Source organism: Paenibacillus sp. FSL H8-0175 (assembly GCF_045040615.1).
Classification (GTDB): domain Bacteria; phylum Bacillota; class Bacilli; order Paenibacillales; family Paenibacillaceae; genus Paenibacillus_AQ; species Paenibacillus_AQ odorifer.
This window is the reverse complement of sequence record NZ_CP150299.1, coordinates 3,847,082-3,870,428: the sequence shown is the minus strand read 5'-3', so window position 1 is coordinate 3,870,428 and position 23,347 is coordinate 3,847,082. Positions and strand designations below refer to the sequence as shown.

27 protein-coding genes are annotated in these 23,347 nt (G+C 42.4%); 19 read left to right on the top strand and 8 right to left on the bottom strand.

Going from position 1 to position 23,347, the window contains the following annotated elements:
- Positions 1–109: 109 nt before the first annotated feature.
- The 3 genes from MHH46_RS17210 to MHH46_RS17200 all read left to right on the top strand — a co-directional run bounded on the left by MHH46_RS17210 (position 110) and on the right by MHH46_RS17200 (position 3,509).
- Positions 110–1,882 (top strand): ABC transporter substrate-binding protein, encoded by a 1,773-nt coding sequence (locus MHH46_RS17210; RefSeq protein ID WP_076190221.1) that lies wholly within the window; start codon positions 110–112, stop codon positions 1,880–1,882.
- A 255-nt stretch (positions 1,883–2,137) separates the two neighbouring features.
- Positions 2,138–3,061 (top strand): ketopantoate reductase family protein, encoded by a 924-nt coding sequence (locus MHH46_RS17205; RefSeq protein ID WP_076190222.1) that lies wholly within the window; start codon positions 2,138–2,140, stop codon positions 3,059–3,061.
- Between the two features lie 34 nt (positions 3,062–3,095).
- Positions 3,096–3,509 carry a VOC family protein gene (locus tag MHH46_RS17200; RefSeq protein WP_076190223.1) on the top strand — a complete coding sequence of 138 codons (414 nt, stop codon included), beginning with the start codon at positions 3,096–3,098 and terminating at the stop codon, positions 3,507–3,509.
- 127 nt (positions 3,510–3,636) lie between these two features.
- On the opposite strand, the gene MHH46_RS17195 is transcribed toward MHH46_RS17200, so the two are convergent.
- Positions 3,637–4,197 carry a TetR/AcrR family transcriptional regulator gene (locus tag MHH46_RS17195; protein WP_076190224.1) on the bottom strand — a complete coding sequence of 187 codons (561 nt, stop codon included), beginning with the start codon at positions 4,195–4,197 and terminating at the stop codon, positions 3,637–3,639.
- A gap of 153 nt (positions 4,198–4,350) precedes the next feature.
- Here MHH46_RS17195 and MHH46_RS17190 point away from each other — a divergent pair, with 153 nt between their 5' ends.
- Positions 4,351–5,031, top strand: coding sequence for an SDR family oxidoreductase (locus MHH46_RS17190; RefSeq protein ID WP_076184391.1), 681 nt, complete (start codon positions 4,351–4,353; stop codon positions 5,029–5,031).
- 112 nt (positions 5,032–5,143) lie between these two features.
- Here the strand turns inward: MHH46_RS17190 and MHH46_RS17185 are convergent, their stop codons facing one another.
- Positions 5,144–5,536: a hypothetical protein gene (locus tag MHH46_RS17185; protein WP_076190225.1), complete on the bottom strand. Its 393-nt coding sequence runs from the start codon at positions 5,534–5,536 to the stop codon at positions 5,144–5,146.
- Positions 5,537–5,722: 186 nt separating this feature from the next.
- On the opposite strand from MHH46_RS17185, the gene MHH46_RS17180 reads away from it, so the two are divergent.
- Positions 5,723–6,595 (top strand): N-acetyltransferase, encoded by an 873-nt coding sequence (locus MHH46_RS17180; RefSeq protein WP_081387774.1) that lies wholly within the window; start codon positions 5,723–5,725, stop codon positions 6,593–6,595.
- A gap of 121 nt (positions 6,596–6,716) precedes the next feature.
- Here the strand turns inward: MHH46_RS17180 and MHH46_RS17175 are convergent, their stop codons facing one another.
- Both MHH46_RS17175 and MHH46_RS17170 read right to left on the bottom strand, forming a co-directional pair.
- A complete protein-coding gene (locus tag MHH46_RS17175; protein ID WP_169744777.1) occupies positions 6,717–6,884 on the bottom strand; it encodes a hypothetical protein in 168 nt (55 codons plus the stop codon).
- A gap of 220 nt (positions 6,885–7,104) precedes the next feature.
- Positions 7,105–7,563 (bottom strand): Hsp20/alpha crystallin family protein, encoded by a 459-nt coding sequence (locus tag MHH46_RS17170; RefSeq protein WP_076126722.1) that lies wholly within the window; start codon positions 7,561–7,563, stop codon positions 7,105–7,107.
- Positions 7,564–7,677: 114 nt separating this feature from the next.
- Between MHH46_RS17170 and MHH46_RS17165 the strand changes: the two genes are divergently transcribed.
- Genes MHH46_RS17165 through MHH46_RS17145 form a run of 5 tightly spaced genes read left to right on the top strand, consistent with a single transcriptional unit; the run spans position 7,678 to position 9,350 of the window.
- A complete protein-coding gene (locus MHH46_RS17165) occupies positions 7,678–7,902 on the top strand; it encodes a spore germination protein (RefSeq protein ID WP_036687577.1) in 225 nt (74 codons plus the stop codon).
- A gap of 13 nt (positions 7,903–7,915) precedes the next feature.
- Positions 7,916–8,152 carry a spore germination protein GerPB gene (locus tag MHH46_RS17160; RefSeq protein ID WP_076190226.1) on the top strand — a complete coding sequence of 79 codons (237 nt, stop codon included), beginning with the start codon at positions 7,916–7,918 and terminating at the stop codon, positions 8,150–8,152.
- Positions 8,153–8,194: 42 nt separating this feature from the next.
- Positions 8,195–8,809 (top strand): spore germination protein GerPC, encoded by a 615-nt coding sequence (gene gerPC / locus MHH46_RS17155; RefSeq protein WP_076126719.1) that lies wholly within the window; start codon positions 8,195–8,197, stop codon positions 8,807–8,809.
- The gene (locus tag MHH46_RS17150; protein ID WP_143762710.1) at positions 8,787–8,963 is read left to right on the top strand and encodes a spore gernimation protein GerPD; all 177 of its coding nucleotides are present in this window, start codon (positions 8,787–8,789) and stop codon (positions 8,961–8,963) included. The genes gerPC and MHH46_RS17150 overlap by 23 nt, the downstream gene beginning before the upstream one ends.
- Positions 8,964–8,966: 3 nt before the next feature.
- Positions 8,967–9,350 (top strand): hypothetical protein, encoded by a 384-nt coding sequence (locus tag MHH46_RS17145; RefSeq protein WP_076126717.1) that lies wholly within the window; start codon positions 8,967–8,969, stop codon positions 9,348–9,350.
- Positions 9,351–9,356: 6 nt separating this feature from the next.
- On the opposite strand, the gene MHH46_RS17140 is transcribed toward MHH46_RS17145, so the two are convergent.
- The 3 genes from MHH46_RS17140 to MHH46_RS17130 all read right to left on the bottom strand — a co-directional run bounded on the left by MHH46_RS17140 (position 9,357) and on the right by MHH46_RS17130 (position 13,337).
- Positions 9,357–10,670, bottom strand: a complete 1,314-nt coding sequence (locus MHH46_RS17140; RefSeq protein ID WP_076190227.1) for a PQQ-binding-like beta-propeller repeat protein — start codon at positions 10,668–10,670, stop codon at positions 9,357–9,359.
- A 189-nt stretch (positions 10,671–10,859) separates the two neighbouring features.
- Positions 10,860–11,816: an alpha/beta hydrolase gene (locus MHH46_RS17135; RefSeq protein ID WP_076190228.1), complete on the bottom strand. Its 957-nt coding sequence runs from the start codon at positions 11,814–11,816 to the stop codon at positions 10,860–10,862.
- Positions 11,817–12,014: 198 nt separating this feature from the next.
- Positions 12,015–13,337: an APC family permease gene (locus MHH46_RS17130; RefSeq protein ID WP_076190229.1), complete on the bottom strand. Its 1,323-nt coding sequence runs from the start codon at positions 13,335–13,337 to the stop codon at positions 12,015–12,017.
- 128 nt (positions 13,338–13,465) lie between these two features.
- On the opposite strand from MHH46_RS17130, the gene MHH46_RS17125 reads away from it, so the two are divergent.
- The 3 genes from MHH46_RS17125 to MHH46_RS17115 all read left to right on the top strand — a co-directional run bounded on the left by MHH46_RS17125 (position 13,466) and on the right by MHH46_RS17115 (position 16,385).
- Positions 13,466–14,368, top strand: coding sequence for a LysR family transcriptional regulator (locus MHH46_RS17125; RefSeq protein WP_076133707.1), 903 nt, complete (start codon positions 13,466–13,468; stop codon positions 14,366–14,368).
- A gap of 28 nt (positions 14,369–14,396) precedes the next feature.
- Positions 14,397–15,302 carry a tyrosine-type recombinase/integrase gene (locus MHH46_RS17120; RefSeq protein ID WP_076106781.1) on the top strand — a complete coding sequence of 302 codons (906 nt, stop codon included), beginning with the start codon at positions 14,397–14,399 and terminating at the stop codon, positions 15,300–15,302.
- Between the two features lie 111 nt (positions 15,303–15,413).
- Positions 15,414–16,385 (top strand): glycoside hydrolase family 113, encoded by a 972-nt coding sequence (locus MHH46_RS17115; protein ID WP_248548697.1) that lies wholly within the window; start codon positions 15,414–15,416, stop codon positions 16,383–16,385.
- A 191-nt stretch (positions 16,386–16,576) separates the two neighbouring features.
- On the opposite strand, the gene MHH46_RS17110 is transcribed toward MHH46_RS17115, so the two are convergent.
- Positions 16,577–17,500, bottom strand: a complete 924-nt coding sequence (locus MHH46_RS17110; RefSeq protein ID WP_036687562.1) for an L-lactate dehydrogenase — start codon at positions 17,498–17,500, stop codon at positions 16,577–16,579.
- Positions 17,501–17,672: 172 nt separating this feature from the next.
- Between MHH46_RS17110 and MHH46_RS17105 the strand changes: the two genes are divergently transcribed.
- The 6 genes from MHH46_RS17105 to gerQ all read left to right on the top strand — a co-directional run bounded on the left by MHH46_RS17105 (position 17,673) and on the right by gerQ (position 23,140).
- Positions 17,673–19,055, top strand: a complete 1,383-nt coding sequence (locus MHH46_RS17105; protein ID WP_076190230.1) for an amino acid permease — start codon at positions 17,673–17,675, stop codon at positions 19,053–19,055.
- A 30-nt stretch (positions 19,056–19,085) separates the two neighbouring features.
- Positions 19,086–20,375, top strand: coding sequence for a hypothetical protein (locus MHH46_RS17100; protein ID WP_081387753.1), 1,290 nt, complete (start codon positions 19,086–19,088; stop codon positions 20,373–20,375).
- A gap of 223 nt (positions 20,376–20,598) precedes the next feature.
- Positions 20,599–20,775, top strand: coding sequence for a hypothetical protein (locus MHH46_RS17095; RefSeq protein ID WP_169744776.1), 177 nt, complete (start codon positions 20,599–20,601; stop codon positions 20,773–20,775).
- Positions 20,776–20,969: 194 nt separating this feature from the next.
- Positions 20,970–21,362: a DUF2500 domain-containing protein gene (locus tag MHH46_RS17090; protein WP_076190442.1), complete on the top strand. Its 393-nt coding sequence runs from the start codon at positions 20,970–20,972 to the stop codon at positions 21,360–21,362.
- A gap of 737 nt (positions 21,363–22,099) precedes the next feature.
- Entirely contained in the window at positions 22,100–22,531 is a 432-nt protein-coding gene (locus tag MHH46_RS17085) for a cell wall hydrolase (protein ID WP_076126705.1), read from the top strand.
- Positions 22,532–22,675: 144 nt separating this feature from the next.
- The gene (gene gerQ, locus MHH46_RS17080) at positions 22,676–23,140 is read left to right on the top strand and encodes a spore coat protein GerQ (RefSeq protein ID WP_036687556.1); all 465 of its coding nucleotides are present in this window, start codon (positions 22,676–22,678) and stop codon (positions 23,138–23,140) included.
- Positions 23,141–23,347: the final 207 nt, after the last annotated feature.

The window sequence follows — 23,347 nt, the reverse complement described above, 5'->3', positions numbered from 1 at the left end:
ATTGTTGCTGCATATTCCTTGTTGATTTATGTATAATTATAATGATAAAAGGGGGAAGGAAAAGTGTAAGAATTACATTGACCATTTCACCTTTAAAGGAGTGAACCATTTGGACCAGATAAGTAATCATTTTTTATGTTTAGCAGCAGGCGTTACTAGTTCGTTCAAAGTGAATGAACCTGTTCCTGTGACGATAGATTTATTGGCTTCGATCCTGATTTGCACTCCACGTAATGTTAAATTCGTGCTGCGGAAACTGGAAGAGCAGGAATATATTCAATGGCAGCCGGGGAGAGGCAGGGGGCATATCTCTCAACTTACTTTTTTAAAAAGTATTGATGAGGTATTCGAGGATAGCTTTCAGGAGTTAGTCAGTAAAGGGAAGATAAAAGAAGCTATCGAATTGATGAGCAGCGATCAGGTGACCGGACCCTTAAAGGAACGATTATTAACGATGTTAAATAAACAGATGGGTTTCCGTAGTGAAGCAGAGTCAACCTCAGGGCTGGACGTCCTGCGGATTACCCGTAACCGGCATATGGAAGTGCTGGACCCTGCTTATGTATACACCGCTTTTGAATCCTATTTGCTGGGTCAAATCTATAGCACACTAGTTACTTATGACGCAACGACCGATACCTTTCTTCCTGGTTTGGCCCATATGTGGGAAGCTAATGAGGAGCATACAAGTTATATTTTTTACCTCCGCAAGGGGGTACGCTTTCATCACGGAAGAATCATGACCTCGAGAGATGTAAAAGAGACGCTGCAACGGCTTATCGACTTGAACAGCCCAGCGGTTAGCCTTTATAAGGATATCGAACGAGTAGAGGTTGAAGGAGATCATCGAATCCGGTTTGTGTTGTCACGTCCAAATCTCTTTTTTCTGCATCTGTTCAGTTGTATTCACATGTCCATTCTTCCTTATGATATAGACATCACTAGTGAAGTAAGCGGTACAGGTCCCTACCGTTTATTGGATCTGAATGAGGATGTTTTGGTGCTCGCAGCTTTTGATTTTTATTTTGGAATTCGGCCGCTCCTGGATCGTGTTGAGATTTGGTATTTGCCAAAAGAGGCTTCTAATGAACGCCAATACCAGCTGCCAGATCCTGAACATGGGGAACTTTTACCTGATATCATCAGCAATCACAGTATAGATTACCCAGCCTTAGGCTGCAGATATATTCTGTTTAATTTTCATAGAGAGGGAATTCATCAGCAGCTATGGTTTCGCCAAGTGATCCGTATCCTTTACAGTCGAACGGCTTTAATAAAAGAATTGGGTGGCAATCGTATCACCCCAGCAGATAGCTTTTTGCCATGGGAGAGCAGTAAGAGAGAGCTTCTAGATCCAACTTTGGAACATGCCCGAGCGCTTTTAGCGGAAAACGGGTATCAGGGAGAAGTCATTACTTTAGCAACTAAGGATAAAAAAGAAGAACGAGAAGAAGCGTTATGGCTCCAAACACGCGCTGCCTCCGTAGGTTTGCAAATTGAGTTATATTTTTTCAATGAATTTAAGGCAGATTATATACAGACAACAGCCGAGATCCAGCTTGCTGAAGAGGTTTTAGAAGATGATTGGCAATGGGGAATGATTAACTACTTTAATAATAAATCTAATTATTTATTTTCTTTGCTTAGAGAGGACCAGATTTCATTGTTTTCGAAGGTATTAGGTCCTTTCACAGAATCTCCAAAGGATGAACGGGTGAAACTGCTGAATCAAGCGGAGGGAATTCTACGAGACAATTATTGGGTGCTGCATGGCTGTCATATGAATAAAAAAGCTCAGCTAAATCAAAGCCTGTTTGGTCTGCACACCGGTTCCTTCGGGTTTCTGGACATCTCTAAGTTATGGATTAAAACTAGGCTTTAAGGTTTTCTTTTGTTATACTTTCCAGGGAGGCTGTATCGATAGAATCGAATGGCGCTCTAGATGGATCAGATTTATGAATAGTAATTTATTTGTAGCCATGGAGGTGAACTCGTTGGATTTTGCTCAGATCCGTATGGACCGAGACAAAAGAACGGTCGATACTTGACTCTTTTTTTGCCATTCGGACCTGTTTAGCGGATAAGCTAAGCGGTCTTTTTATTTGTTAAAAATAAGGTGAAAAAAGGGGAGACTTACATGCGTTTTCTATTCGTGGGTGCAGGAGCTATTGGTGGTTATTTTGGAGGGCGTCTGGTTCAAAAAGGGGAAGATGTAACTTTTCTAGTCCGTTCTACTAAACAAAAGCAGTTAGAAGATGAGGGTCTGGCAATAAAAAGTGTGCATGGTGACTTTCAGACTCCCGTTCGGACGATTACATATGGGGAGAAGGCAGAGCCTTTTGACTGTATTATTATTGCAGTGAAGGCCTATCATTTGCCTCAGGTGATGATGGATCTTACCCCTTTCGTCGGTGAACAGACTATGATTCTCCCGCTCCTTAATGGGTATAAACATTTTGGTATTTTGCAGCAGCATTTTGGAGCAGAAAAGGTACTGGGTGGTCTTTGTTATATCGAGACAACGTTAGGTTCTAATGGAGCTATCATACAAAGTAGTTCTTTTCATAGTATTGTGTTTGGTGAATGGGCGGGTGGGGAGTCAGAACGAACGCAGAAACTTCTCAGTCATTTGGATAAAGCAGGATTCACTGTGAAACTAAGCTCTGATATTCAGCACGAAGTGTGGCAGAAATATATATTCGTAGCTAGTTTAAGCGGGATTACAACTTTAATGGATAGCTCGGTTGGACCCATTTTAGCCTCATCTACAGCGCGTACTATTTATGAGCAGCTTCTGAATGAGATCGTGAGTATAGCGCAAAGTGCAGGTATGCCTGTTGGAGCAGATATGGTGACTGCTACGATGCAAAAGATGGATTCGGTGCTACCCGAATTTACTTCCTCTATGCATAGGGATATGCTAAAACATCTGCCAGTGGAAGCTGAGCATCTGCATGGTGCACTTTTGGCGATGGCTGTATCTGGTCAAGTTGTGTATCCTATTCTCGAAACCGTATATGCCCGTTTGAAAATATACGAAAACGTGAATGATATGAGATGATCTGTATAAAATTACTTTAAGGAGCTGGACGATTATGAAGGAACTGAATCAAAAGATAATGACATTTCTAATGTTCGAAGGAAAGGCTGAAGAAGCTATGAATTTCTATACTTCTTTATTTGATCACTCCGAAATCATCAGTATTAAACGTTATGGAGCAAATGAAGCAGGCCCTGAAGGGAGTGTCATGCAGGCTACTTTTTCATTACATGGACAAGTCTTTATGTGTATAGATAGCTACGTGAAGCATGGATTCAGCTTTACTCCAGCGGTATCCTTATATGTGAATTGTGAAAGTGAAGCCGAAATTGACCGCGTCTATGCAGCATTATCCCAGGGTGGACAGGTGCTCATGCCACTAGGCGAATATCCATTCAGTTCGAAATTTGGCTGGGTAGCGGATCAATTTGGTGTGTCATGGCAATTAAATCTTTCGGGGAATGTGTAATCGATTGATGTGTTGCACGGTCAGATAATATTCTGTATCACAAGGGGCCGAGTTCGTCTGTAAATGACGAGTTCGGCCCCTTAGTGTTCAGGCAGCGGAAAGGTCTGAGGAATCTTCTGATTTTAAATTACGATTGCAGCCCACGTAAGACTAATGATGAAATTCTCTCGGCGACTTCTTGTTGATTTATAGTATTATTCCCTGTTACCCATTGATAGACACCTTCATGGATCATTTGTGCGATGATCGGTACATAAAAGCTTTTCCCGTGATCTGGGTAGATATCTCCTAAAGCGTTAGATAAGTGAACCTTCAGCTCATTTATAATCTTCTCTTTCAATTGAGGGACAACCATCCCTATATAACTGCTGCGGCATTGTATGTTTGGTTGCTGATAGAAATCGAATACCGATAATACGAGTTGAGTGATGCCTTCTTGATCGAATTTAATTTCACCTTCAGTATGTTTTACAATAGCAGCGGATGCCGAATCACCCATAATATAATCCAATAATTCATATTTATCATTAAAGTGCGCATAGAACGTGGCTCGATTAACTTTAGCTCCCTTTGTTATATCGACGATTGTTATTTTCTCAAAATCCTTCAGGGAAACAAACCGTAAAAAGGAGTCAATTAAAGACTGTTTAGTCTGTGTCAGCCGAATATTGTTTACTTTAGTAGCCATTACTTCACTCCTACCCAACAATTTAGCAATCTTGTTGCTATAGCAACATTTGCAGGTTGATTGTTGATTGATACATTAAATTAGTAGCTGTATATTAGCAATTAAAGCAACAGCTGTTACTTTAATATATCATAGAAAAGGAGTTCATCAAAAATGAGAAATATTGTTATCGTGGGTGCAGGGCCTGGGTTAGGATTGTCTCTAGCTAAAAAATTCGGAGTTAATGGATTTAGGGTGGCTGTCATTTCACGCAATCCCGAGAAATTATCAATGATCATTAGTGAACTTAAGAAACTTAATATTGAAGCACAATCTTTTGTAGCGGATGTGACAGATTTAGCAGCTCTAAAACAAGTCTTTCAAGCGATAATAAAAGAGTTTGGTTCAATCGATGTACTAGAGTTCAGTCCGTATGCAGGGTGGGATAAATTCACTCATGTGCTGGAAACTACACCTCAAAGTGTGTTGGAACAAATAAACAGTTACTTGCTGCCCGCCGTTCTTTCGGTTAATGAAGTATTACCCAATATGATCCATAGAGGATCAGGAGCCATTCTTTTTACCACTGGTATTTCTGCTATGTTCCCTTTGCCTTTTGTAGGAAATGGCGGCATTGTTATGTCTGGTATACGAAATTATGCTACTGCTTTACACAATGAGTTAATAGATAAAGGAGTATTTGTCGGCCATCTTTCCATAGGGACAATGATACAAGCAGGAACAGCTGGTGATCCTGATGTTATTGCAGAGACTTGGTATAGCTTATATGAAAAGCAAGATAACTTTGAGGAAGTATTCCCTCTAGGATTGGATCCGACCCATCTTCCAAATTAAAAAACGAAATCTTATTTGATTAGCAAGTCGCCTTAATGGCGGCTTGTTATCCTATTAGAAGACATATCTCTCATCAGAGTGAAGCAGGATTGAAGGTCAGATGTGAATGGATTTAATTACATTGCTGAACAACGGTTGTGCGTTCATTAGTAATCGTGACTTTGGAATGACCTGATAAATATTCGGTATAACCGCACACGGTTTGTTCTTTCGACTGTCCGTTAGAGTTGGTATATCGAAGATATATAGCACCTTCACCATTTAAACTCAATTTTGGTTTGAATTTTTTCTTTTGTCCTGCTTTTATTGGACTTGTATACAATTTCTTTGAATCCGCACCAATTAATCCTACTTCGATAGAGTTAATATCAACATCAGATTGATTATCTACGATGACTGAGAAGCTTTTAAACGGACTCAGAAGATTTGATATCGTCCCAACACCAAGAGCAACTCCACAAGTAATCAGAAATATCGTAATCCCTATAAAAAATCGTTTTCTCATCCTTCAGTCCCCCTATATAAGTAAGACAGGGGTTACTTAAAAAATGTTACAACAAGGAGAAGTTAGTTATAAAAATTCATTACCAAATCAAGCGTGGACTTGCATGTTATTATAAATATATTCCATATTAATGATTTGAAAAGGGGTTTTGTATTGACTACTATCCGTCATTTTGAACAAGGTGACATGCCATTACTTGGTGAACTTTATAACACAGTATCTTCAAAGGGGAATGTTGTTTTTTGGTGGGTTGGCACAGAGGAAAATTGGGAAAATGTATATTGCGCTTTCGAGGACGGTAAAATGGTGGCCAAAGGTCAAGTGAGCATCATCAATATTGTTCCGCCCGGCCGTTCCAAGGATAGCAGACATTCGATCTACCTGAACTTAAAAACAATACCAGAACGTGAAGGCGATTATGATTTATTAGAAAAAGTTTATCAGTCACTCTTATTAAGAGCACTCGAATTAAAAGAAACGTTATCAAAGGATTATAAAACCACTCTATGTGTAGGGAACGATTCGGCAGAAGTCTTGAATACTCAATTTTTCGAAAAAGTGAAGGGCTTCTCTCATTATAATAGCTTATTTAAGATGAAACACAATCTAAGTGATGGCTTGTCTGAACCCACTCTGGCTAAGGAACTTGAATTCGCAACCTGGAATATGGAGACGCCTGAAGAAGACGAGCATTATTTGGAATTAGAAGCTGAGATTTGGCCGGAAACTCCGCTAGGGAAAGAACGGTTAGCTGAATTTAAACAAAATCCGCTCTGGACATCACTTGTTGTTCGAGAAGGGGAGAAGGTTGCGGGTAGCTTAATGGTCTGGCAGGAAGAGAAGGGTGGCTACATCGAAAATGTATTTGTACTTGAGCCATGGAGAAGATCCGGAATTGCTAAGTACATGCTTTTTCAAGCATTGAGCTATTTTAGAACCCACGGACTGGAAGAGGCATCTCTGATGGTGCTTACGGAAAATGATTCTGCATTACAGCTATATGAATCTGTCGGTTTCATTCTAACGAATGAGGAAAGACGCTATCGGATTGAACTATAAAAGTTTTTGTAAGTGAAGGATTACCAAGCAAAGTGCGATAGCTTTTTTGTCGAGCTTAGTTTCGAGGTTAAGGTCGCACTTTATTTGGTAACCCGTTCTGTGAATTATCTGCTAAATGCTTTCATGCCTTTTGCTTCCCATCACATTTCTTACATACATTAAGCTTTTCACCTGAAATGCCTTTCCCGAAGTACAACAGCTTAATACGTGTGCTGCCACAGATCGGACATGTTCCTCTAGCCCGGGATGGAATGCGCCAAAGTGCTTTGCCGCGTTTGTTTTTAGACATAATTTGCCCCCACCTTTACTCTGGATACTCCATCTTATGACCAAGAAGAACTTAAAGTTCGAAGAGCGAAAAGAATAGAAAATCGGATGAAAAAGGGGCAAAAAACACCCTCAAAAAACTGCGTATAACTTAAATTATACGCTGTTTTGATTTTAAGACGTTTTTTTAGGGGGAATGGGGCACTTGGACGAGTAAAACAGGTGGATTTTAAAGGAATATTTTATAAATAACGGATGTCGATATCTTTGAATCTTCCCGCTGACATTTTAGGCATTCTGAATTGCAGGGAACCTTGTTTATAAGTGCCTCTGCTCTGATCTGGAATGACGGGAACTGGCAACTGAATAATCTCGCTATGATCTTTTCCTAAACCTGTTAATTTAATTTGTGTGCGATTGATTTGTGCCCATATACTTTCGGGGTGAATTCCGTTCGGAATACGAATTTTGGTAATCAGGTGATTATGAGTGTCGATATGCTCAAAACTTAAACTTGTGGTTTCGTTCATAAATGAAGAGGAGGTCGCTGCAGTTGCTTCACGGATTACTTTTTCGACATACCCGTCAATTTGGTTAGGATCCAACTTCCACTGCTCTTCAAGAGCTTTCAAGGATAACTTTTTCTTAAAAAAGGGATCTTCATTCATCCAATCTAAAGGGTTCGTCTTATTGGGACTCATAGCTCTGCGCCTCCTACGGTTTTTATCCATTGTATGGGCGTTTGACTTATTCAGTGACATCTGGGCGAATATCTACATAGAATAGCTTATCATTCCGAAAGGAGGAGTGGTTTGGTGGTTTCAATCATCGGCAATATTAAAATCAATAGCGTAGGCCCCAGCTCCACAGTCTTAGTAGGAAATACGGCATCCGTTATCCTGAGCAGCAACTCTAAAATTTATGCCGGTGCCAACTCCTTCTCCATAGGTGACTCCATAGGTACGAATATAACGAATAATGCGGCCAGCAGTACAAATACGATGGATTCAGATGTGGTGGATCAAGTATCACCTCCTTAAGGGTGGGGTTTAAATGAACATTACGGTATATCAATGCATATCGATCTATAATCTAAAAATCGGCACTATCTCTAATTCCTCGGTACTTCAGATTGGTACATCGGGACGAATCAATACTTTGTCTCATAATTATGAGACCTCTAGAGCTCCATCATCGGCTCCAACGACTCCAGCGACTCCAGCGGAAAAAATGGCTTCACCCCTTGTATCCTTACCGCCAGCGGCAGAACTATATGCACATCTGAATTAGGCTCTTTGTCCCCGCATACAATAAACCATAGGAGGGGGTTGTATGCATCCGTATTACGCTCAGCAGGTTTTTAATACACTCAGATTGCAAGCGGAGAAGATTCAACAGTTAGAGAAGCAGCTTCGCGATTTGCAAGGCGATGTAGACAGCATAAAGAACAATAAATCTGCAAGTATAGGACCTATCAATTATCATTTTGAACAATTAAAAATCGAAAAGCTGGAAGGCACTTTAAATATAGGCATTACACCGAATGAGGGAAACAATCTGGATGAAGCGATGATCAACGGTAAACCTATTGGGGAGCGGGAGGATGGTACAACTGCCTTATCGGATCAGATTCGCCCACAGATTTTGAAGTATGTGCAAGAAGAGGTTCCCTCGCAATTTTCACGTTTAGAAAAAGAGAAGAATTTAAGCATTGATGAGCAATATATCCAAATGGTGACTCAGGATCTGCTGAATCAAATGGATGGACGGATTAACGAGTATGTAAACCAACTCCCTGCCACAGAAGAAGGGCGTGGATACACTGATGAGGAATGCGCTTCTATTGTAGAGCAAATCAAACGAGATATCGTTATGGCAGTAGAGCGGCATTTGGAAATAAATATAACCGGAAGGCGGGAGACGAATGAAGATAACGGTGATCAATAGAGATATTAGTGTCAATGCAGTGAAAGTCGTTTCGATCTCAGGTTCATCAGTATTTTTAGTAGGGGATACTCAATCCATTCATTGCTCCTCGGCGTTTGACAGCGTAATAGAATATACTCAGAGCGCTCCAGATCAAGTCAAAAAAAGCAGTTAACCTATGCACACCTCACGCATACAAGATGTTTATATCAATAATCTGTCCGACAGTTCTATTTTTATTTGTGGATCTGTAGACCGGGTTCAATCTAAATTCCTGGGAAGCAAGGAGAATTATCTTTTTAACATAAGGGAGATTAATAATCACCCGAAAGATACTACACTCATAGACATCCCTATCCCTGTATGGACAAAGCAAGGGAATGAAGCGGATGAATTTGTGATATTAAAGGATTCCGCAGAATCAATGATTAATATACAATATATAAAAATTCTGTCGATTGGGTCTGGCACGACCTTCCAGATTGGAAACAGCGGGTCAGTTCATCTGGAGAGTCGAACCAGTGAGTTTAAACGAGAAGTGGCTGCAAAAGATGAGGAGTAACAACAACTATTTTAATTCTTTTGGCAGGGAAATCGCGAATATATCATGCTCCGTCTGGATGTAGAGAATACCATTCGCACTAAATAGTGTGCCGTATTGTTGTGCTCCGGTCTTTACTTTGCCAAGCGCTTTGCCTGTTTCTGCATTTATGATATAGAAGTAGCCATTCTCATAGCCAGTGTAAATCCCCTTACCGATCAATTGAACACTAAGCGCTGGACTGTCCGGTCCGTTGAAGCTTATAATGCGATTATCGTTCATTTGAACGCCAGTGATCTGTGCACCCTTTTGGAAAAAAGCCATGTTATTTACTGGTCCAGCCACCCAATTTCCGTACTCCTGATAACTTTTGGGTTCACTCGTTGTTTCTTGACCTAAGGTAAAGCGGTATAGTGGATGACCACCCCATTGGTCTAAACCTCCATCGACTGTATATAGATACGAGCCTTGAAGTGATGTGAAATAATTACCGAGTCTACTGACATCTTCGAGCGGTTTATAGTTCTTTTTGGTCTTCGCTTTTCCAGTTTTAACATCAACATGTACCAGGGTCAACTGATAGCCTTTAAGAGGCACGTTAGAGGCATCATTTGCAGCATTGGCTTGTTCGCGGAGTAATAATTCACCATCCCGGTAAGCAACAAAGCTATAAAATCCCTGAATTCTCCATAACTTCTTGCCTGTAGCCGGATCGAGACCGAAAAACTGTGTGCGTCTATTATCAACGGTACTGGATACTACCAATACCCCGTTATAAAGGCCGTCGATACTTCCTACATACATAGGGATGTCTTTATTCTCCCAGATCTTTTTACCAGTGACCGGATGATAAGCTGCAATTCCACCATGCTCGTTCCGGAAGTATATCACTCCGTTAACTAACTCCGCGAAAGCACCGATCTCGATCGGATCTTTGGCAGCCTTAACCTTCCAAAGCAATTTCCCCGTTTGAGCATTAACTTTTACAAGATAACCCTCATAAGTGATAAAGAAAACCGAGTTATTCGTTATAATCTCAGGATTTGTTCCGTTTTTGTAGGACCATTTAACTTTGCCTGTAGTGAGATCGGCGGCCTTTAGTGTCCCGCCTGATGAATAATAGAATAATCCATTTGCAATAGGAGCCAGTTGGCTATAAATTCCTTGACCATCTGCCTTGTCGTGCCATAAGGGTTTAATTGTGGTGATAGAGTCGACGGTTGTTGAAGAGGAGGCAGGAGTTGTTACTGCTGCTTGAGCACTAGACAAATATATACCAGCTCCAGATACGAGCAAGGAGGAAGATATAACGGTCTTTAGGATAAACGGTACATATTTCACGATTTTAGCTCCTTATACATCATTTATAATATATTGACGCAGAGAATGGATATTTGTTTCTCAATTGTAAAAATACACTTGTTAACATAATAAATATTATGTTAACAATAAAAGGCGAATCAGTTTCGCACAAGAATTCTTGTGGGAACCAATTCGCCTAGTAAAGGAATATGTCAATAGTTGATTTGTTTAGAAACCTTCACGAAGCCATGTTGTCGCTAACTTGATAGCTCCTTTTTTAGCATGAGTCTCGGCTAAAGGATTCAGCATGACAAAATCATGAATGATGCCTTGGAAGCGGACAGCCGTAACATTCACGCCAGCTTCCCGCAATTTGGCGGCATAAGCTTCACCCTCATCCCGTAGCACATCTGCTTCACCAGTAATGACCAGTGCATCTGGTAAATCCCGTAGCTGTTCTAGGCTAGCCCGAAGAGGGGAGGCCGTGATTTGATTACGTTCCTCAGGGTCAGTAGTATATTGATCCCAGAACCATTTCATGCCGTCCCGCTGCAAGAAATAGCCTTCGGCGAACTCATGATAGGATTCAGTATCAAACGAGGCATCCGTTACCGGATAGAATAGTAGTTGTTTCGCTATCTTCGGCCCACTCCGTTCTTTAGCCATTAGAGTAATAGCAGCGGCCATATTCCCACCTACACTGTCTCCGGCTATAGAAAGCTTGCTAGTATCTAATCCGTGCTCGCTTCCTTTTTCAGCTGTCCACTGGAGTACTGCATAGATTTCTTCAATAGCTGTAGGATATTTAGCTTCTGGGGAGAGGCTGTAATTTGGGAAAACAATTGTGGCCTCCGCTCCGACAGCTAGTTCACGGATCAGGCGATCATGGGTATGAGCATTCCCAAACACCCAGCCTGCGCCATGGATGTACAGGATAACAGGCAGCGACGCTGATGAGGAGCTTGGGGGACGAACGATTCTTATGGAAACATCACCGTTAGGTCCACCTGGCACCATTAGATCTTCAATATCAACTTCAGGTTTATATATCTCACTGGATTGTACGCTATCTACCGTTTCACGGCCTTTTTCTGGCCCAAGGTCAGGTAGAAAGGGAGGTTTCGCATTATCATCGGCAAATTTTTGAGCAGCTGGCTCAAGAATAATCTTAGTTTTGTTTGGCATGATTTATCGTCTCCTTTGACTGGTCATAGTCTAGTATACCCTCTTCATTCCATAACCATCTAAGCAGCTGCTGAAACGAATGCCCGTTTAGGACTAGTTAGAGATTTGACGCTATTTGCACATTTATCGCCTATTGAGCACGGTTTCGGACACCAGTACAACTATTCCTTAAGGAGAAGTTCAAACGCAGTTAGAGCCTTACAACACCTTTTGTTGTTCCTTATGCATTTCAGGACCAATCTCTTCAGTGACACGTATCCTCTGTTTACGCTTATTACGGATAATCCAAACGAATACCAAAGTAATGAGTAGCGGATAGCCTATCGCCCAGCCCGTAAAAGGAAACACAGCAGCTGTTGCTAAAAAAGAAATCCAGCTTATCATCACACCTAAGCGACTTCCTTTGAGCAGACGTATTCCTGCAGCACAACCTCCGATATAAGTCAGGATAAAAGTAGCATTCGGAAACTGGATCAGAGTGGTGATGGAGAGGGACCCGCTGCCATACAGCGTCATCACCGATACAAAACAGAGCAGAAGAAAAGCTATGCCACCGATAGGGGTATGATACTGTTTGGATATTTTACCCATCCATTTCGGCGCAGAGCCTTGGCGGGATAAAGCATAAGCCACACGTGAGGCAGCTCCTGCATAGGCAATAATTGTGGCTGTACAGATGAACAGACCGGTAAGTCCGGCAATAAATCCTCCCCAGCGCCCAAGAGGCTGACTAATAATCCAGACGAGTGAAGTGCTTGATCCACCTTTGAGGTAGCTTTGTGTACCAACAGTTGCTAGTGCGGAGAGAAAATATAGAATCCCTACTATAATAGCGGCGATAGTTACTCCTTTAACGGCGGCACGCTGTGGGTCCTTGAACTCCTCAGATAGGTGTGAGACAGCCTCCCAGCCAATAAAACACCAGAATAAGATTGCAGCAGCCTGGCCAATGCTCATCCATCCATGTGGGATAAAGGGAGTGAAGTGTTCGACTTCCATACGGGGCAGTGCAGTAGCAAAGGAGAAGACCAGCACAGCAACAATCGCTATAACTACCGCTATTTGTACCTTTCCAGCTACCTGCATACCAATCCAGTTCGTAATCAGGCCAATGACCAACATAATAGCGGCAATAGTAATTCTTGCAGATTCGTCCCAGCCCATAGCGGCGGTCATATAACCAGCTCCAGTCAGTGCAGCAACAGGTGCGCCAATCGGAACGGACATCAGAAAGAACCATCCTACCAGTGAGCCAGCTTTTGGACCAAAAGCAAGCGTTACAAAATGGGACACGCCTCCAGCGTTAGGGAATTTAGCAGAGAGCAGACCCATTGATAAGGCCATCGGCAAAATCAGCAACGACATAAATCCCCACGCCAGTAATGAAGCGGGACCCGCCATTTCTGCAGCTAAACCAGGAACAATTAAGACCCCAGAACCCAACACAGCCCCGATGTAAAGGGCAATAGCCTGAGGCATGCCAATGTTTTTTTGTAAAGTGTTTGAACCGGATTCCTTCATGTTTTTTTATCCTGCTTTCCTTGTCTTTTGTTCTAGAGTAGCAGATAATAGATCCATTGGAAAAACAGAATTTTTGAATAGTATCCATTCGATATTCCGATGGTTCATTTTCATTTAGGGGGAAATTCATGGAGTCACGTCATCTTTTTACCTTTTTAGTGGTAGTGGAGACGGGCAGTTTTACTAGAGCAGCACAGAAGCTTGATTATGCACAGTCCAGTATTACTGCACAAATCCAAGCACTAGAGTCTGAAATTGGTCAGCCATTATTTGATCGGATCAGTAAAAAGATTATCCTAACCGACGCAGGGCGTCGGTTGCTCCCGTTCGCTCAAGAAATATCCAGAATGCACACTTTAGCAGAGGACGCGTTACGTTCGGATAGTGAACTTACGGGTTCTTTACGGATTGGGGCTCCTGAATCTCTAGCTGCTTTTCGCTTACCAGGTATTATTAAGGAGTTTCGCGCTAAATATCCGAAGGTGCAAATTCTTCTGAAGCCTGGAGCTTGCTGGGAACTATCAGATTTTGTCCGTTCGGGTGAACTGGATTTAGCGTTCTTGTTGCAACCTGAGACGGAAGATAAAGATTTAAATATAGAAACATTAGTACATGAGCCGATGACGCTGATCGCAGCGCCAGATCATCCCTTATTAAATCTTGCTGAGGTAGAACCCCTTCATTTAAAAGGAGTGACCATACTTCATACCGAAACGGGCTGTTCCTACCGGACTTTATTTGAACGGCATTTGAACAGTTACGGTGTTTTTCCTGACCCCACGTTAGAGTTTTGGAGCATCGAGGCGATAAAGCAATGTGTGATGGCTGATCTTGGCATTGCCTTTCTTCCATTAATTACTGTGAAAAATGAACTCTCCGAAGGCAAACTTGCCAGGTTGAATTGGAATGATGAATCACAGCGTGTGGCGACGCAGATCGCCTATCATCATAAGAAATGGAAATCGCCCGTACTGACGGAGTTCTTACTTGCGATACAAAAACATGCTGAGCAATGGAGAAGTCTAATATAGATCAACGTTAACAAGGAGGCTCTAAGGCATGAATGAGTGGTGTGAAGACTACGAAGAAGGGCTGGAGGCCTTTCTCATCTGGATGAAGGATGCCGGGTACACTCCCTATACGCAAAAATCCTATTTAGTAGATGTGAAACAATTTTTAGACAGCCTGAATGGTAAAAAGCTTGAGACGGTGAAGAAGCTGCATGTCATTTCTTTTTTGACCTCTGTCCGCGAACGTGGAGTGAGTGATGCGACCCGTAACCGGAAGCATGCTGCGATTAACTGTTTTTTCAAGGCATTGATCGAGCTGGAATTACTTCAGAACAACCCGGCAGCCGGGATTAAGAAATCCAAAACGGAGATCAATCGTGAGCCGGTCTACTTAGATGAAAGTGATCTGGGTCGGTTTTTATCTTCTATAGATGGTAAATACAAAAAGCGCAATTTAGCAGTTTTTTTGTTGATGTCCTATATGGGGCTTCGGGTGGGGGAAGTCCACACACTGAATTTGAGTGATTATAATGTAGAAAGACATTCTCTCCGTGTGTTTGGGAAGGGGCGTAAATGGCGTAATGTGCCGGTTCCCGAGGATGTAGTGCCTTTTCTGGACTCTGCGTTAGCAGAAAGGTTAGATCCTTGGCGCAGTAAAGAGGAAGCGATGTTCATTTCACAAAAAGGACGCAGGTTGTCGATCCGCGGCATTCAGCAAATTGCAGCAGATACCTTTGATCGTTTCCAAAGGGATGTGCCAGCAGCACAGCGACGTCCGTATTCAAGTCATAAGCTCCGACATTCCTTTGCAACCATGCTGCTGAGAAAAGGGGCAGATCTGCGCACTGTACAGGAACTGCTTGGTCACTCCTCGATCCAGACTACAACCGTATACACACATATTACCAGTCGTGAGAAGGAAGAGGCTATGTCTAAATTGCAAATCCAGCTGTGATAGAAAAGAAAGAAACCTCCTCAGAAAATTGATAACAAAAATAACTTGTTATTATAACGGTATTGATTTATTCTAACAGTTATTAAGAGTTTTTTATAGGAGGTCCTAATCGTGAAGGATGTATTTCTAAAAGGGATGACTTATGGCTGGGGATCAAAACGAGGTGAATACCGTACAGAATATGCAGAAGATTCGATGAGAAAGCTGGCGGAGACAGGAAGTGAATGGATCGCCTTATCTTTTTGGACATGGCAAGACACAGTGCATTCAACAGAAATTCATTATGATTACGGTTACACGGTGACAGATCGTGATCTCGCACATGCGGTACAACTGGCAAAACAGCTTGGTCTTAAAGTTTGTCTTAAACCGGTTGTGAATTCGAGGGATGGCATTTGGAGAGCTAGGATTGGATTTCCGGAAGAGGGAGAGATTTATTGGGCAGCATGGTTCCGTTCTTATACAAATTTCATTAAACACTATGCAGAGTTGGCGGAAGATCTTGAATGTGAGATGTTCTGTATCGGCTGCGAAATGGTAGGCACAGAGTCTAGAACTGCGGAATGGAGACAATTGATTCAAGAGGTCACCAATCTTTATACAGGGCCGATCATTTATAATGCCAATCATGGCAAAGAAGAAGGAATCGAATGGCTGGATGAGGTGGATTTTATCGGAACCAGCGCTTATTATCCGGTAGCTTCCGTGCCGGGAGATTCTTATGAGAATATGCTGGCTGGTTGGGAGCGGCAGAAACCGCGGCTTAAGTCACTGTCTGAGCGATTTGGCAAGCCTCTCGTATTCATCGAGATTGGATGCCGAAGTGCTCATGGATGTGCCACCATGCCATGGGACTTTACATACACAGACTTACCGTATTCAGAAGATGAACAAGCCAACTTCTATCGGTCAGCGCTGGAAGCATTCTGGAATGAACCTTGGTTTGCCGGTTACTTCTGGTGGGACTGGAGCACGAAATTATATGCCTTGGAAGAGGCTTCCATTGACCGTGGTTTTGATATTTATGGCAAAAAAGCCGAACAAGTTCTCAAAGAATATTACAAGCAACCTATCACTAAATAAATTGATAAAAAAGATCCGGAATTTCAGGTGAGCCTGGCCTGCTAAAGGATCTTTTTGTCATTGGCAGGCTAAGTTAATTCGTGTTATATTAAAAACCGTCCTTTTCATAGTGGAGGCAACGCTCCACATATAAAAAGGACGGTTTCTTGTGTCTTTTGTAGTCAAAAAGGGCTGTTTCCAGCCATATTCGCTTACAATTCTAGCTTAGCTATTTCTGCTTTTAGCTTCTCAGCGGATTTCTGGAATAAAGCCTGTTCGGTTTCATTGAGTGGGAGGTCCAGTACCTGTCGAACACCCGAGCGATCTACTACGCAAGGCGCACCGAGATAGACATCCGAAACCCCGTTATAGTTATTTAATAAAGTAGAAACATTCAACACGGCGCCTTCATTATGAAGAATGGAGACTACAATTCGGTCCAGTGCAAGAGCTATTGCATAAGAGGTTGAGCCTTTGGCATCAATAATTTCATAGGCTGCATTCTTGGTATCTTGGAAGATTTCTTCGCGTTCTGCTTCGTCAAAACCAAGATCAATCCCAGCTACATTCGCAAGACTCCAAACCGGAAGCTCTGAATCTCCATGTTCACCGATGATCTGTCCGTGAATACTGCGAGGATCGATTTCTTTGTGAAGACCGATCAAATAACGAAAACGAGCACTATCAAGTACCGTACCAGAACCAATTACACGTCTGCGGTCAAACCCACTTATTTTCAAAGTCGCGTAAGACAGAATATCTACAGGGTTAGTTGCAATAAGTAGAATGGCATGTTGGTTATACTTTGTTATTTTTTCAATGATATCTTTAAAAATCGAAATATTTTTACGAAGCAGATCTATCCGGGTTTCTCCCGGTTTTTGTGATGCACCGGCAGTGACTATAATGATATCTGCTTCACGGCAGTCTTCATAAGTACCAGCCCATAACTTCACACCGCCGACAAAAGGCATGCCGTGATTCATATCCAGTGCTTCGCCAAGTGCTTTCTGATGATTAACGTCAATAAGTACGAGTTCGGGCATACGTCTACGTAACAATAATGTATAGGCTGTAGTTGTACCAACTGCTCCAGTACCGATAACTACGACCCGATTGGGTTTTGGGGGGGCCATGTCTCCATCTCCTTAATATTTCAAATTTTTGGTTTCAATCTTGTCCATCATAATCGTTAACGGTAGTGTTTTCAAGCTGATCTTATTTAATGCATTACCCTAATTAAGGCCATACTAAAATGTGATTTTTATTTCATTATCTTAGCAAGACTAGACAGGAGAGAATGTACGGATGGATTTATTTCGTAAAAAGGCTCTACACATACCCACAATTTCTGAGGGGACGCAGTTAAACAAGACGTTGGGTGCCCTGGATCTAACAATGCTTGGGGTAGGAGCCATTATCGGCACAGGTATTTTTGTAATGACAGGAGTTGCCGCAGCAGAACATGCAGGTCCTGGTCTTATAATTTCTTTTTTACTAGCGGCGTTTGCCTGTGTGCTCTCGGCATTATGTTATTCGGAATTTGCTTCGACCATTCCTGTTTCCGGGAGTGCTTATGCTTATAGTTATGTAGCCTTTGGAGAACTATTAGCTTGGATCTTAGGCTGGGATCTTGTCTTGGAATACGGAGTTGCCGCAGCGGCTGTAAGCAGTGGCTGGTCAGGGTATTTTCAGGGGTTATTAGAGGGCTTTGGGATACATCTCCCAACCGCACTATCGGGGGCTTATAATGCACAAGCGGGTACAATAATAAATCTGCCTGCAGTAATTATCATTTTGTTGATTTCCTATTTACTGACTCGGGGAACCAAGGAAACGGCACGCTTTAACGCAATCATGGTTTTTATCAAAATAGCAGTGGTGCTTCTATTTATCGTAACAGGATTTTTCTATGTGAAGCCAGAGAACTGGACTCCGTTTCTCCCTTTTGGGTACCATGGCGTGATCAATGGCGCGGCCACAGTGTTTTTTGCCTACATAGGTTTTGATGCGCTAGCAACCGCTGCTGAAGAGGTGAAAAGACCCCAACGCGATTTGCCGATTGGAATTATTTCATCCCTTGCTATCTGTACTGTCTTGTACGTTCTTGTCTCACTCGTATTAACGGGTATTGTTCCATATACTGATCTCAATGTTAGTGATCCTGTATCTTATGCGCTTCGCTTTGTAAATCAGGATATGATTGCCGGTCTGATCTCTGTTGGAGCCATTGCGGGAATGACTACGGTACTGCTCGTGATGTTATTCGGTCAAACTCGGCTGTTATTTGCCATCTCACGTGATGGCCTGCTGCCCATAAGTTTATCTAAGATTAATGCTAAAACACAGGTACCTGTACGAAGCACATGGATGGTAGGTATCTTAATAGCTGTGTTAACGGGTTTCATCCCACTGGACCGGTTGGCAAATCTGACAAGCATAGGAACATTGTTTGCCTTTTTTGTAGTGTCTTTAGGGGTAATCGCGCTTAGATATATTCATCCGGATTTAAAAAGAGGGTTCAGAGTTCCTTGGGTACCTTTCATTCCGCTGTTAAGTGCGGCAACTTGTGGTATTTTGATGTATAATCTAGGAAGTGAGACTTGGATTGGTTTTCTAATTTGGACAGTTGTTGGACTTCTAATCTATGCACTATATGGCTATCGTAATAGTAATTTGAATCATAAATAAGATTCAATCCATCCGAGAGGAGAGAGGTTATTGGCATTTAAGATTGCTGGATTGAAGGGAATAAGATTAATACTGATGCTGATTTTGATAGCGTGGGTGGTCACGGCTTGTTCATCTCCTCCCCCGGAACCTACTCAGCAGCCCCAGCCGACAGAGGCACCTGAAGAAGGTCAGACGATAACCCTGATTACTCCAGACGCCAATCATATTGACAATGATAGCGCTCCGAAATATCAAATTCAGACTCGTCTTACAGATTTTCAGCTGCTTAGTGAAAGTGAGGGTCTGGCCTGGGGGGTTACCAAAAACGAACTCCGGTTGTACTTGACCCGGGATAACGGAGCAACTTGGGCTAATATTTCACCAGCACCAAATGTGCAGTTCCTCTCCAATCCTGTGTATGGGAAGGGGATTTTCTTCACGGATCCATCTCATGGTTGGATTATAAGAAGTGCTTTTGGCTCGACAGAAACGATTGTGCTGCGAACCACAGATGGTGGCCAAAGCTGGAAAATCTCATCTTTAGGAGATGTGAATACAGTATCCTCTGTATATTTCAACTCACCCAGAAAGGGTTGGCTGATGACCTCATGGAACGCTTCTTCCAACAAAGAGAACAAGGCACTTTTTTCAACGACAGACGGTGGGGCCACTTGGGAAGAAGTGATGCAGAATGAGCAATACAATCCGAATTTCCCAAATGATTCGATACCGTTTGCCGGGGTCACCACTGGAATGATTTTTCGCAATAGTACACATGGATTTGTGACACTACAGACAGGTGCTCTTCCCAAAATCTTTATGACAAAAGATGGCGGTAAGAGCTGGAGCCTCGGGCCAGCTTTTCTAGTTAACGAACGTTTAGAAGATTGTGACCGAGTAATTACTGGCAAACCGGAGTTCTTCGATGCTAGTAAGTCTACTGGTTGGATGTCTGTTGGCTGTCAAAAGGATAAAGAAAAAACGATCACTTACCATGGATATTTTACAGCTAACGGCGGCGCTAATTGGAAATTCGCATCCTTTGGATTGAACGCACAAGCTGGTGTTAATCGTCTAATTGCTCCGACTTTTTTGAATTCACAGATCGGTTGGACCATACTCGGCGACACCCTTTACCATACGATTGATCAAGGAGCGACCTGGTTACCTCTTAAAGAGAGCAGTGTACTGCGATCTAAGCTTTTGGAATATCCGGAGATTGTAAAGCTACAGTTTTTTTCCACTGAGGTGGGGTGGCTTTTGATTGAGAAAAAAGAGGACAAGCGCTCGATACTGTTACAGACTACGAATGGTGGTATCAGCTGGCGTGTAATGTAATAAGGAATAAGAACCTGCCTGATGGTAGGTTCTTTTGTTGTTAGCAGAGTGGGGGTTTATTGTTGTTTGTGAATGATTGAATATAAGGAAAAAACTTATTTAAAATTTTCTTTATAAATGTGAAAAAAATCACATGACATTTAAAGAATCCTGTGATATATTTAACACATAGAAAACAAGTTCAAATTTTCACAAACTCAGACATCGAATAGGAGAGATTACAATGAAAACATTCGAAACAGATTATATGACAAGAAACCTTTTGCAACTTTGCTACAACTGTGATGACGCTCATCTTTGTGAAACTGAAGAACAATGCAGAGCTTGCTGGGCTGAGAATGGAATGTTAGACGATCAGACGGACGAAACTAAGAAATTGCTAGACCTAGTTCATGCTTAATTTAATAACTGAAAACTCTGTATAGAGACCACTCGAATTCTTGATTTCTAAGAAAACGAAGTGGTCTTTTTTGCATCTAGTCTCACTTATTTAATGCTTTCTGGACTAGATGAGGCATATACATGTACAGAAGTACCCAGAACGCAGCAATTAGGCTGAATAACAAGAGGAAGAAGGGGGAAACTGTCATGGGAATGGGCCCGGATCTTTCATGGATGTTTGATTTTGCCGGAACGGTGATGCCGATCTTTATCGTTGTTATGATTGGTATTCTTGCTATATCAGCAGGCAGGGGCTTGCTTCAATGGGGCAGGAACAATGGCTCCCCCATACTAACAATCCCTGCGCATATCGTTAGCAAACGGACTGAAGTACGACAGCAGCAGCTTCAGGAAGAGAATGGCTCAACTCGTACTAGTACAACTTACTATTTAACGTACGAGCTGGAGGGCGGTAGTCGCATGGAATTTAAAGTAGATGGCCATGAATATGGCTTGAGTGCTGAAGGCGATAGAGGAATGCTTACTTATCAAGGAACCAGATATCATGGATTCCAACGACAGGCACAATACTCAACTGCGGAGTAGTCATATGTATTAAATCAAAACAGCGATCCTCATGCTCATGGTGGATCGCTGTTTTGCGTTTTGGTTATGTACCATTCAAGCTCATTGATCCTGTAGCTCTCAAAGCTCACTGACCTCGTAGTTCTCAAAGCTCACTGTAGGTGCGATCATCTATTAAGTGTCAGATCTTCATTACCCTCTCACCTTGCGGACCCAGATGACGTTATTTGCAAATTCACAGTCTTTTGAGCCTAGTTTCGGACTCCAATGCAGCTATTCATTAGAAAGAGGCTTATAATCGGTGCTTTGCGGGCCAATAGGGGCTTTGGGGTCCGTTAGAATCCGAAAAGTGGATTAATATCGCGAATAAGGTCAGCTGTGTCCGATAGCGCCTTCTGAGCGGGTGCTGACGTTGACGCAGTTGCTAACAAGAAAATCGATCTAACGTGGACATTGTTGCAACAAGGACATCGATGCTGACGTTGATAATTGTTGCTAACATCGACACCGATTCTACGCTAACATCGACGTCGACTCTGATGCTGCCACCGACCCCGACTCAGACGCTGCAGAGCAAATGTAATTGGACAAACGCAGCTTAGAGTGTCGTTAATGGGAATTTGCTGAGTGGTTAAAAGGAAAGATCCCTACTCTAAAAAATAGGCGGGAACTGTCACCTCTTAGGCGAATGCACATACTATACAGCATGCAGTTAAGAACGAGGTTGCTACAAGAAGTGACCCCAAGGAGGAGACAGCGTGGCCGTCATCAAAACGAACTCGGAAGATGTGAAGGTGCTGGCGCGGTTGATGAGAGCGGAAGCTGAGGAAGATGGAGATCTCGGCATGCTCATGGTCGGCAATGTTGGCGTCAACCGGATTCTTGGCAATTGCTTGGACTTTAATAACATTCGGAATGTGAATGATATGGTCTATCAAAGTCCTGGAGGTTTCGAAGCGCCGCAGAAGGGATACTTCTACCAGCGAGCCAGAGAAGCAGATATCCGTCTAGCCAAACGTGTAATTGCTGGTGAAAGAACCTGGCCAGCTACCAATGCTTTGTGGTTCTTCAGACCCGCAGGTGATTGTCCTGCAACCTGGTATAACCAACAAAACACAGGCCGCTTTAAAGCCCATTGCTTCTTTACTCCGACCGGAGAAGATTGCCCGACTGTATTTATCGGCAATTAGCATGGTAACTGTGCAAAGAGAATTACTCAATAAAATGAGTAATTCTCACAGAAAGTTAGTGTGATTTCAATTGTGCCCAAATGTAAGTTTCATTAGTGTCCAAAGGAGCTCATGCTCTGATAAACATTTAGGAGGTTTCAGTAAATGATCGTTCAACCTTACCGCCCCGTAACTTATACCATCGGTAGTGTCTCTTCTTCAGGTATGCCAATGTCTTCCGGAATGCCGATGTCATCAGGAATGCAAGGCATGGGCAGCATGCCACCCCAAGTAAGCAGTGGCAGTCCAATGACTCCAGGGGGAGTAGTAGTTCAAAATCCACCACAAACGTTCGAACAATCCTACATTGAGAATATTTTCCGCCTGAATTTAGGAAAAGTAGGTACGTTTTATTTTACTTATGAGAACAATAAAGACTGGAATGCCAAAGTTTACAAGGGTGTGCTGGAAGCGGCAGGCCGTGACCACATTATTATCAGTGACCCTGCGACTGGCCAACGCACCGTCTTACTTATGATTTATTTTGATTATGCTACCTTCGATGAGCCCCTTACTTACCAATACCCAGGTGTAATTGGCAATCCTCCAACGATGAGAAATTGTCGCTAAATTTAACCCATCTTCGATGAGAAGAACTCCAACGCCAAACGGTTAGGAGTTCTTTTTATTTGTGATGAATTTATGGAACAATCTTGATAATCATCGCCCATTTTTTTTCAAAAGGACACGCATGCTTGCGGTTTGCCCCAATATATTAATATAATAAAGTATATATTCAAAAACGTGATTCTAGACTGGAGATGAAACCATTGGGAA

Coding starts and splice junctions, on each gene's coding strand:
- MHH46_RS17160 (WP_076190226.1), top strand. CDS start 7,916: ATGAACATTACGGTATATCAATGCATATCGATCTATAATCTAAAAATC.
- MHH46_RS17110 (WP_036687562.1), bottom strand. CDS start 17,500: ATGGCCCCCCCAAAACCCAATCGGGTCGTAGTTATCGGTACTGGAGCA.
- gerQ (WP_036687556.1), top strand. CDS start 22,676: ATGATCGTTCAACCTTACCGCCCCGTAACTTATACCATCGGTAGTGTC.
- MHH46_RS17180 (WP_081387774.1), top strand. CDS start 5,723: ATGCCATTACTTGGTGAACTTTATAACACAGTATCTTCAAAGGGGAAT.
- MHH46_RS17135 (WP_076190228.1), bottom strand. CDS start 11,816: ATGCCAAACAAAACTAAGATTATTCTTGAGCCAGCTGCTCAAAAATTT.
- MHH46_RS17185 (WP_076190225.1), bottom strand. CDS start 5,536: ATGAGAAAACGATTTTTTATAGGGATTACGATATTTCTGATTACTTGT.
- MHH46_RS17130 (WP_076190229.1), bottom strand. CDS start 13,337: ATGAAGGAATCCGGTTCAAACACTTTACAAAAAAACATTGGCATGCCT.
- MHH46_RS17090 (WP_076190442.1), top strand. CDS start 20,970: ATGGGCCCGGATCTTTCATGGATGTTTGATTTTGCCGGAACGGTGATG.
- MHH46_RS17125 (WP_076133707.1), top strand. CDS start 13,466: ATGGAGTCACGTCATCTTTTTACCTTTTTAGTGGTAGTGGAGACGGGC.
- MHH46_RS17190 (WP_076184391.1), top strand. CDS start 4,351: ATGAGAAATATTGTTATCGTGGGTGCAGGGCCTGGGTTAGGATTGTCT.
- MHH46_RS17095 (WP_169744776.1), top strand. CDS start 20,599: ATGAAAACATTCGAAACAGATTATATGACAAGAAACCTTTTGCAACTT.
- MHH46_RS17205 (WP_076190222.1), top strand. CDS start 2,138: ATGCGTTTTCTATTCGTGGGTGCAGGAGCTATTGGTGGTTATTTTGGA.
- MHH46_RS17170 (WP_076126722.1), bottom strand. CDS start 7,563: ATGAGTCCCAATAAGACGAACCCTTTAGATTGGATGAATGAAGATCCC.
- MHH46_RS17150 (WP_143762710.1), top strand. CDS start 8,787: ATGAAGATAACGGTGATCAATAGAGATATTAGTGTCAATGCAGTGAAA.
- MHH46_RS17105 (WP_076190230.1), top strand. CDS start 17,673: ATGGATTTATTTCGTAAAAAGGCTCTACACATACCCACAATTTCTGAG.
- MHH46_RS17195 (WP_076190224.1), bottom strand. CDS start 4,197: ATGGCTACTAAAGTAAACAATATTCGGCTGACACAGACTAAACAGTCT.
- MHH46_RS17145 (WP_076126717.1), top strand. CDS start 8,967: ATGCACACCTCACGCATACAAGATGTTTATATCAATAATCTGTCCGAC.
- gerPC (WP_076126719.1), top strand. CDS start 8,195: ATGCATCCGTATTACGCTCAGCAGGTTTTTAATACACTCAGATTGCAA.
- MHH46_RS17200 (WP_076190223.1), top strand. CDS start 3,096: ATGAAGGAACTGAATCAAAAGATAATGACATTTCTAATGTTCGAAGGA.
- MHH46_RS17175 (WP_169744777.1), bottom strand. CDS start 6,884: ATGTCTAAAAACAAACGCGGCAAAGCACTTTGGCGCATTCCATCCCGG.
- MHH46_RS17120 (WP_076106781.1), top strand. CDS start 14,397: ATGAATGAGTGGTGTGAAGACTACGAAGAAGGGCTGGAGGCCTTTCTC.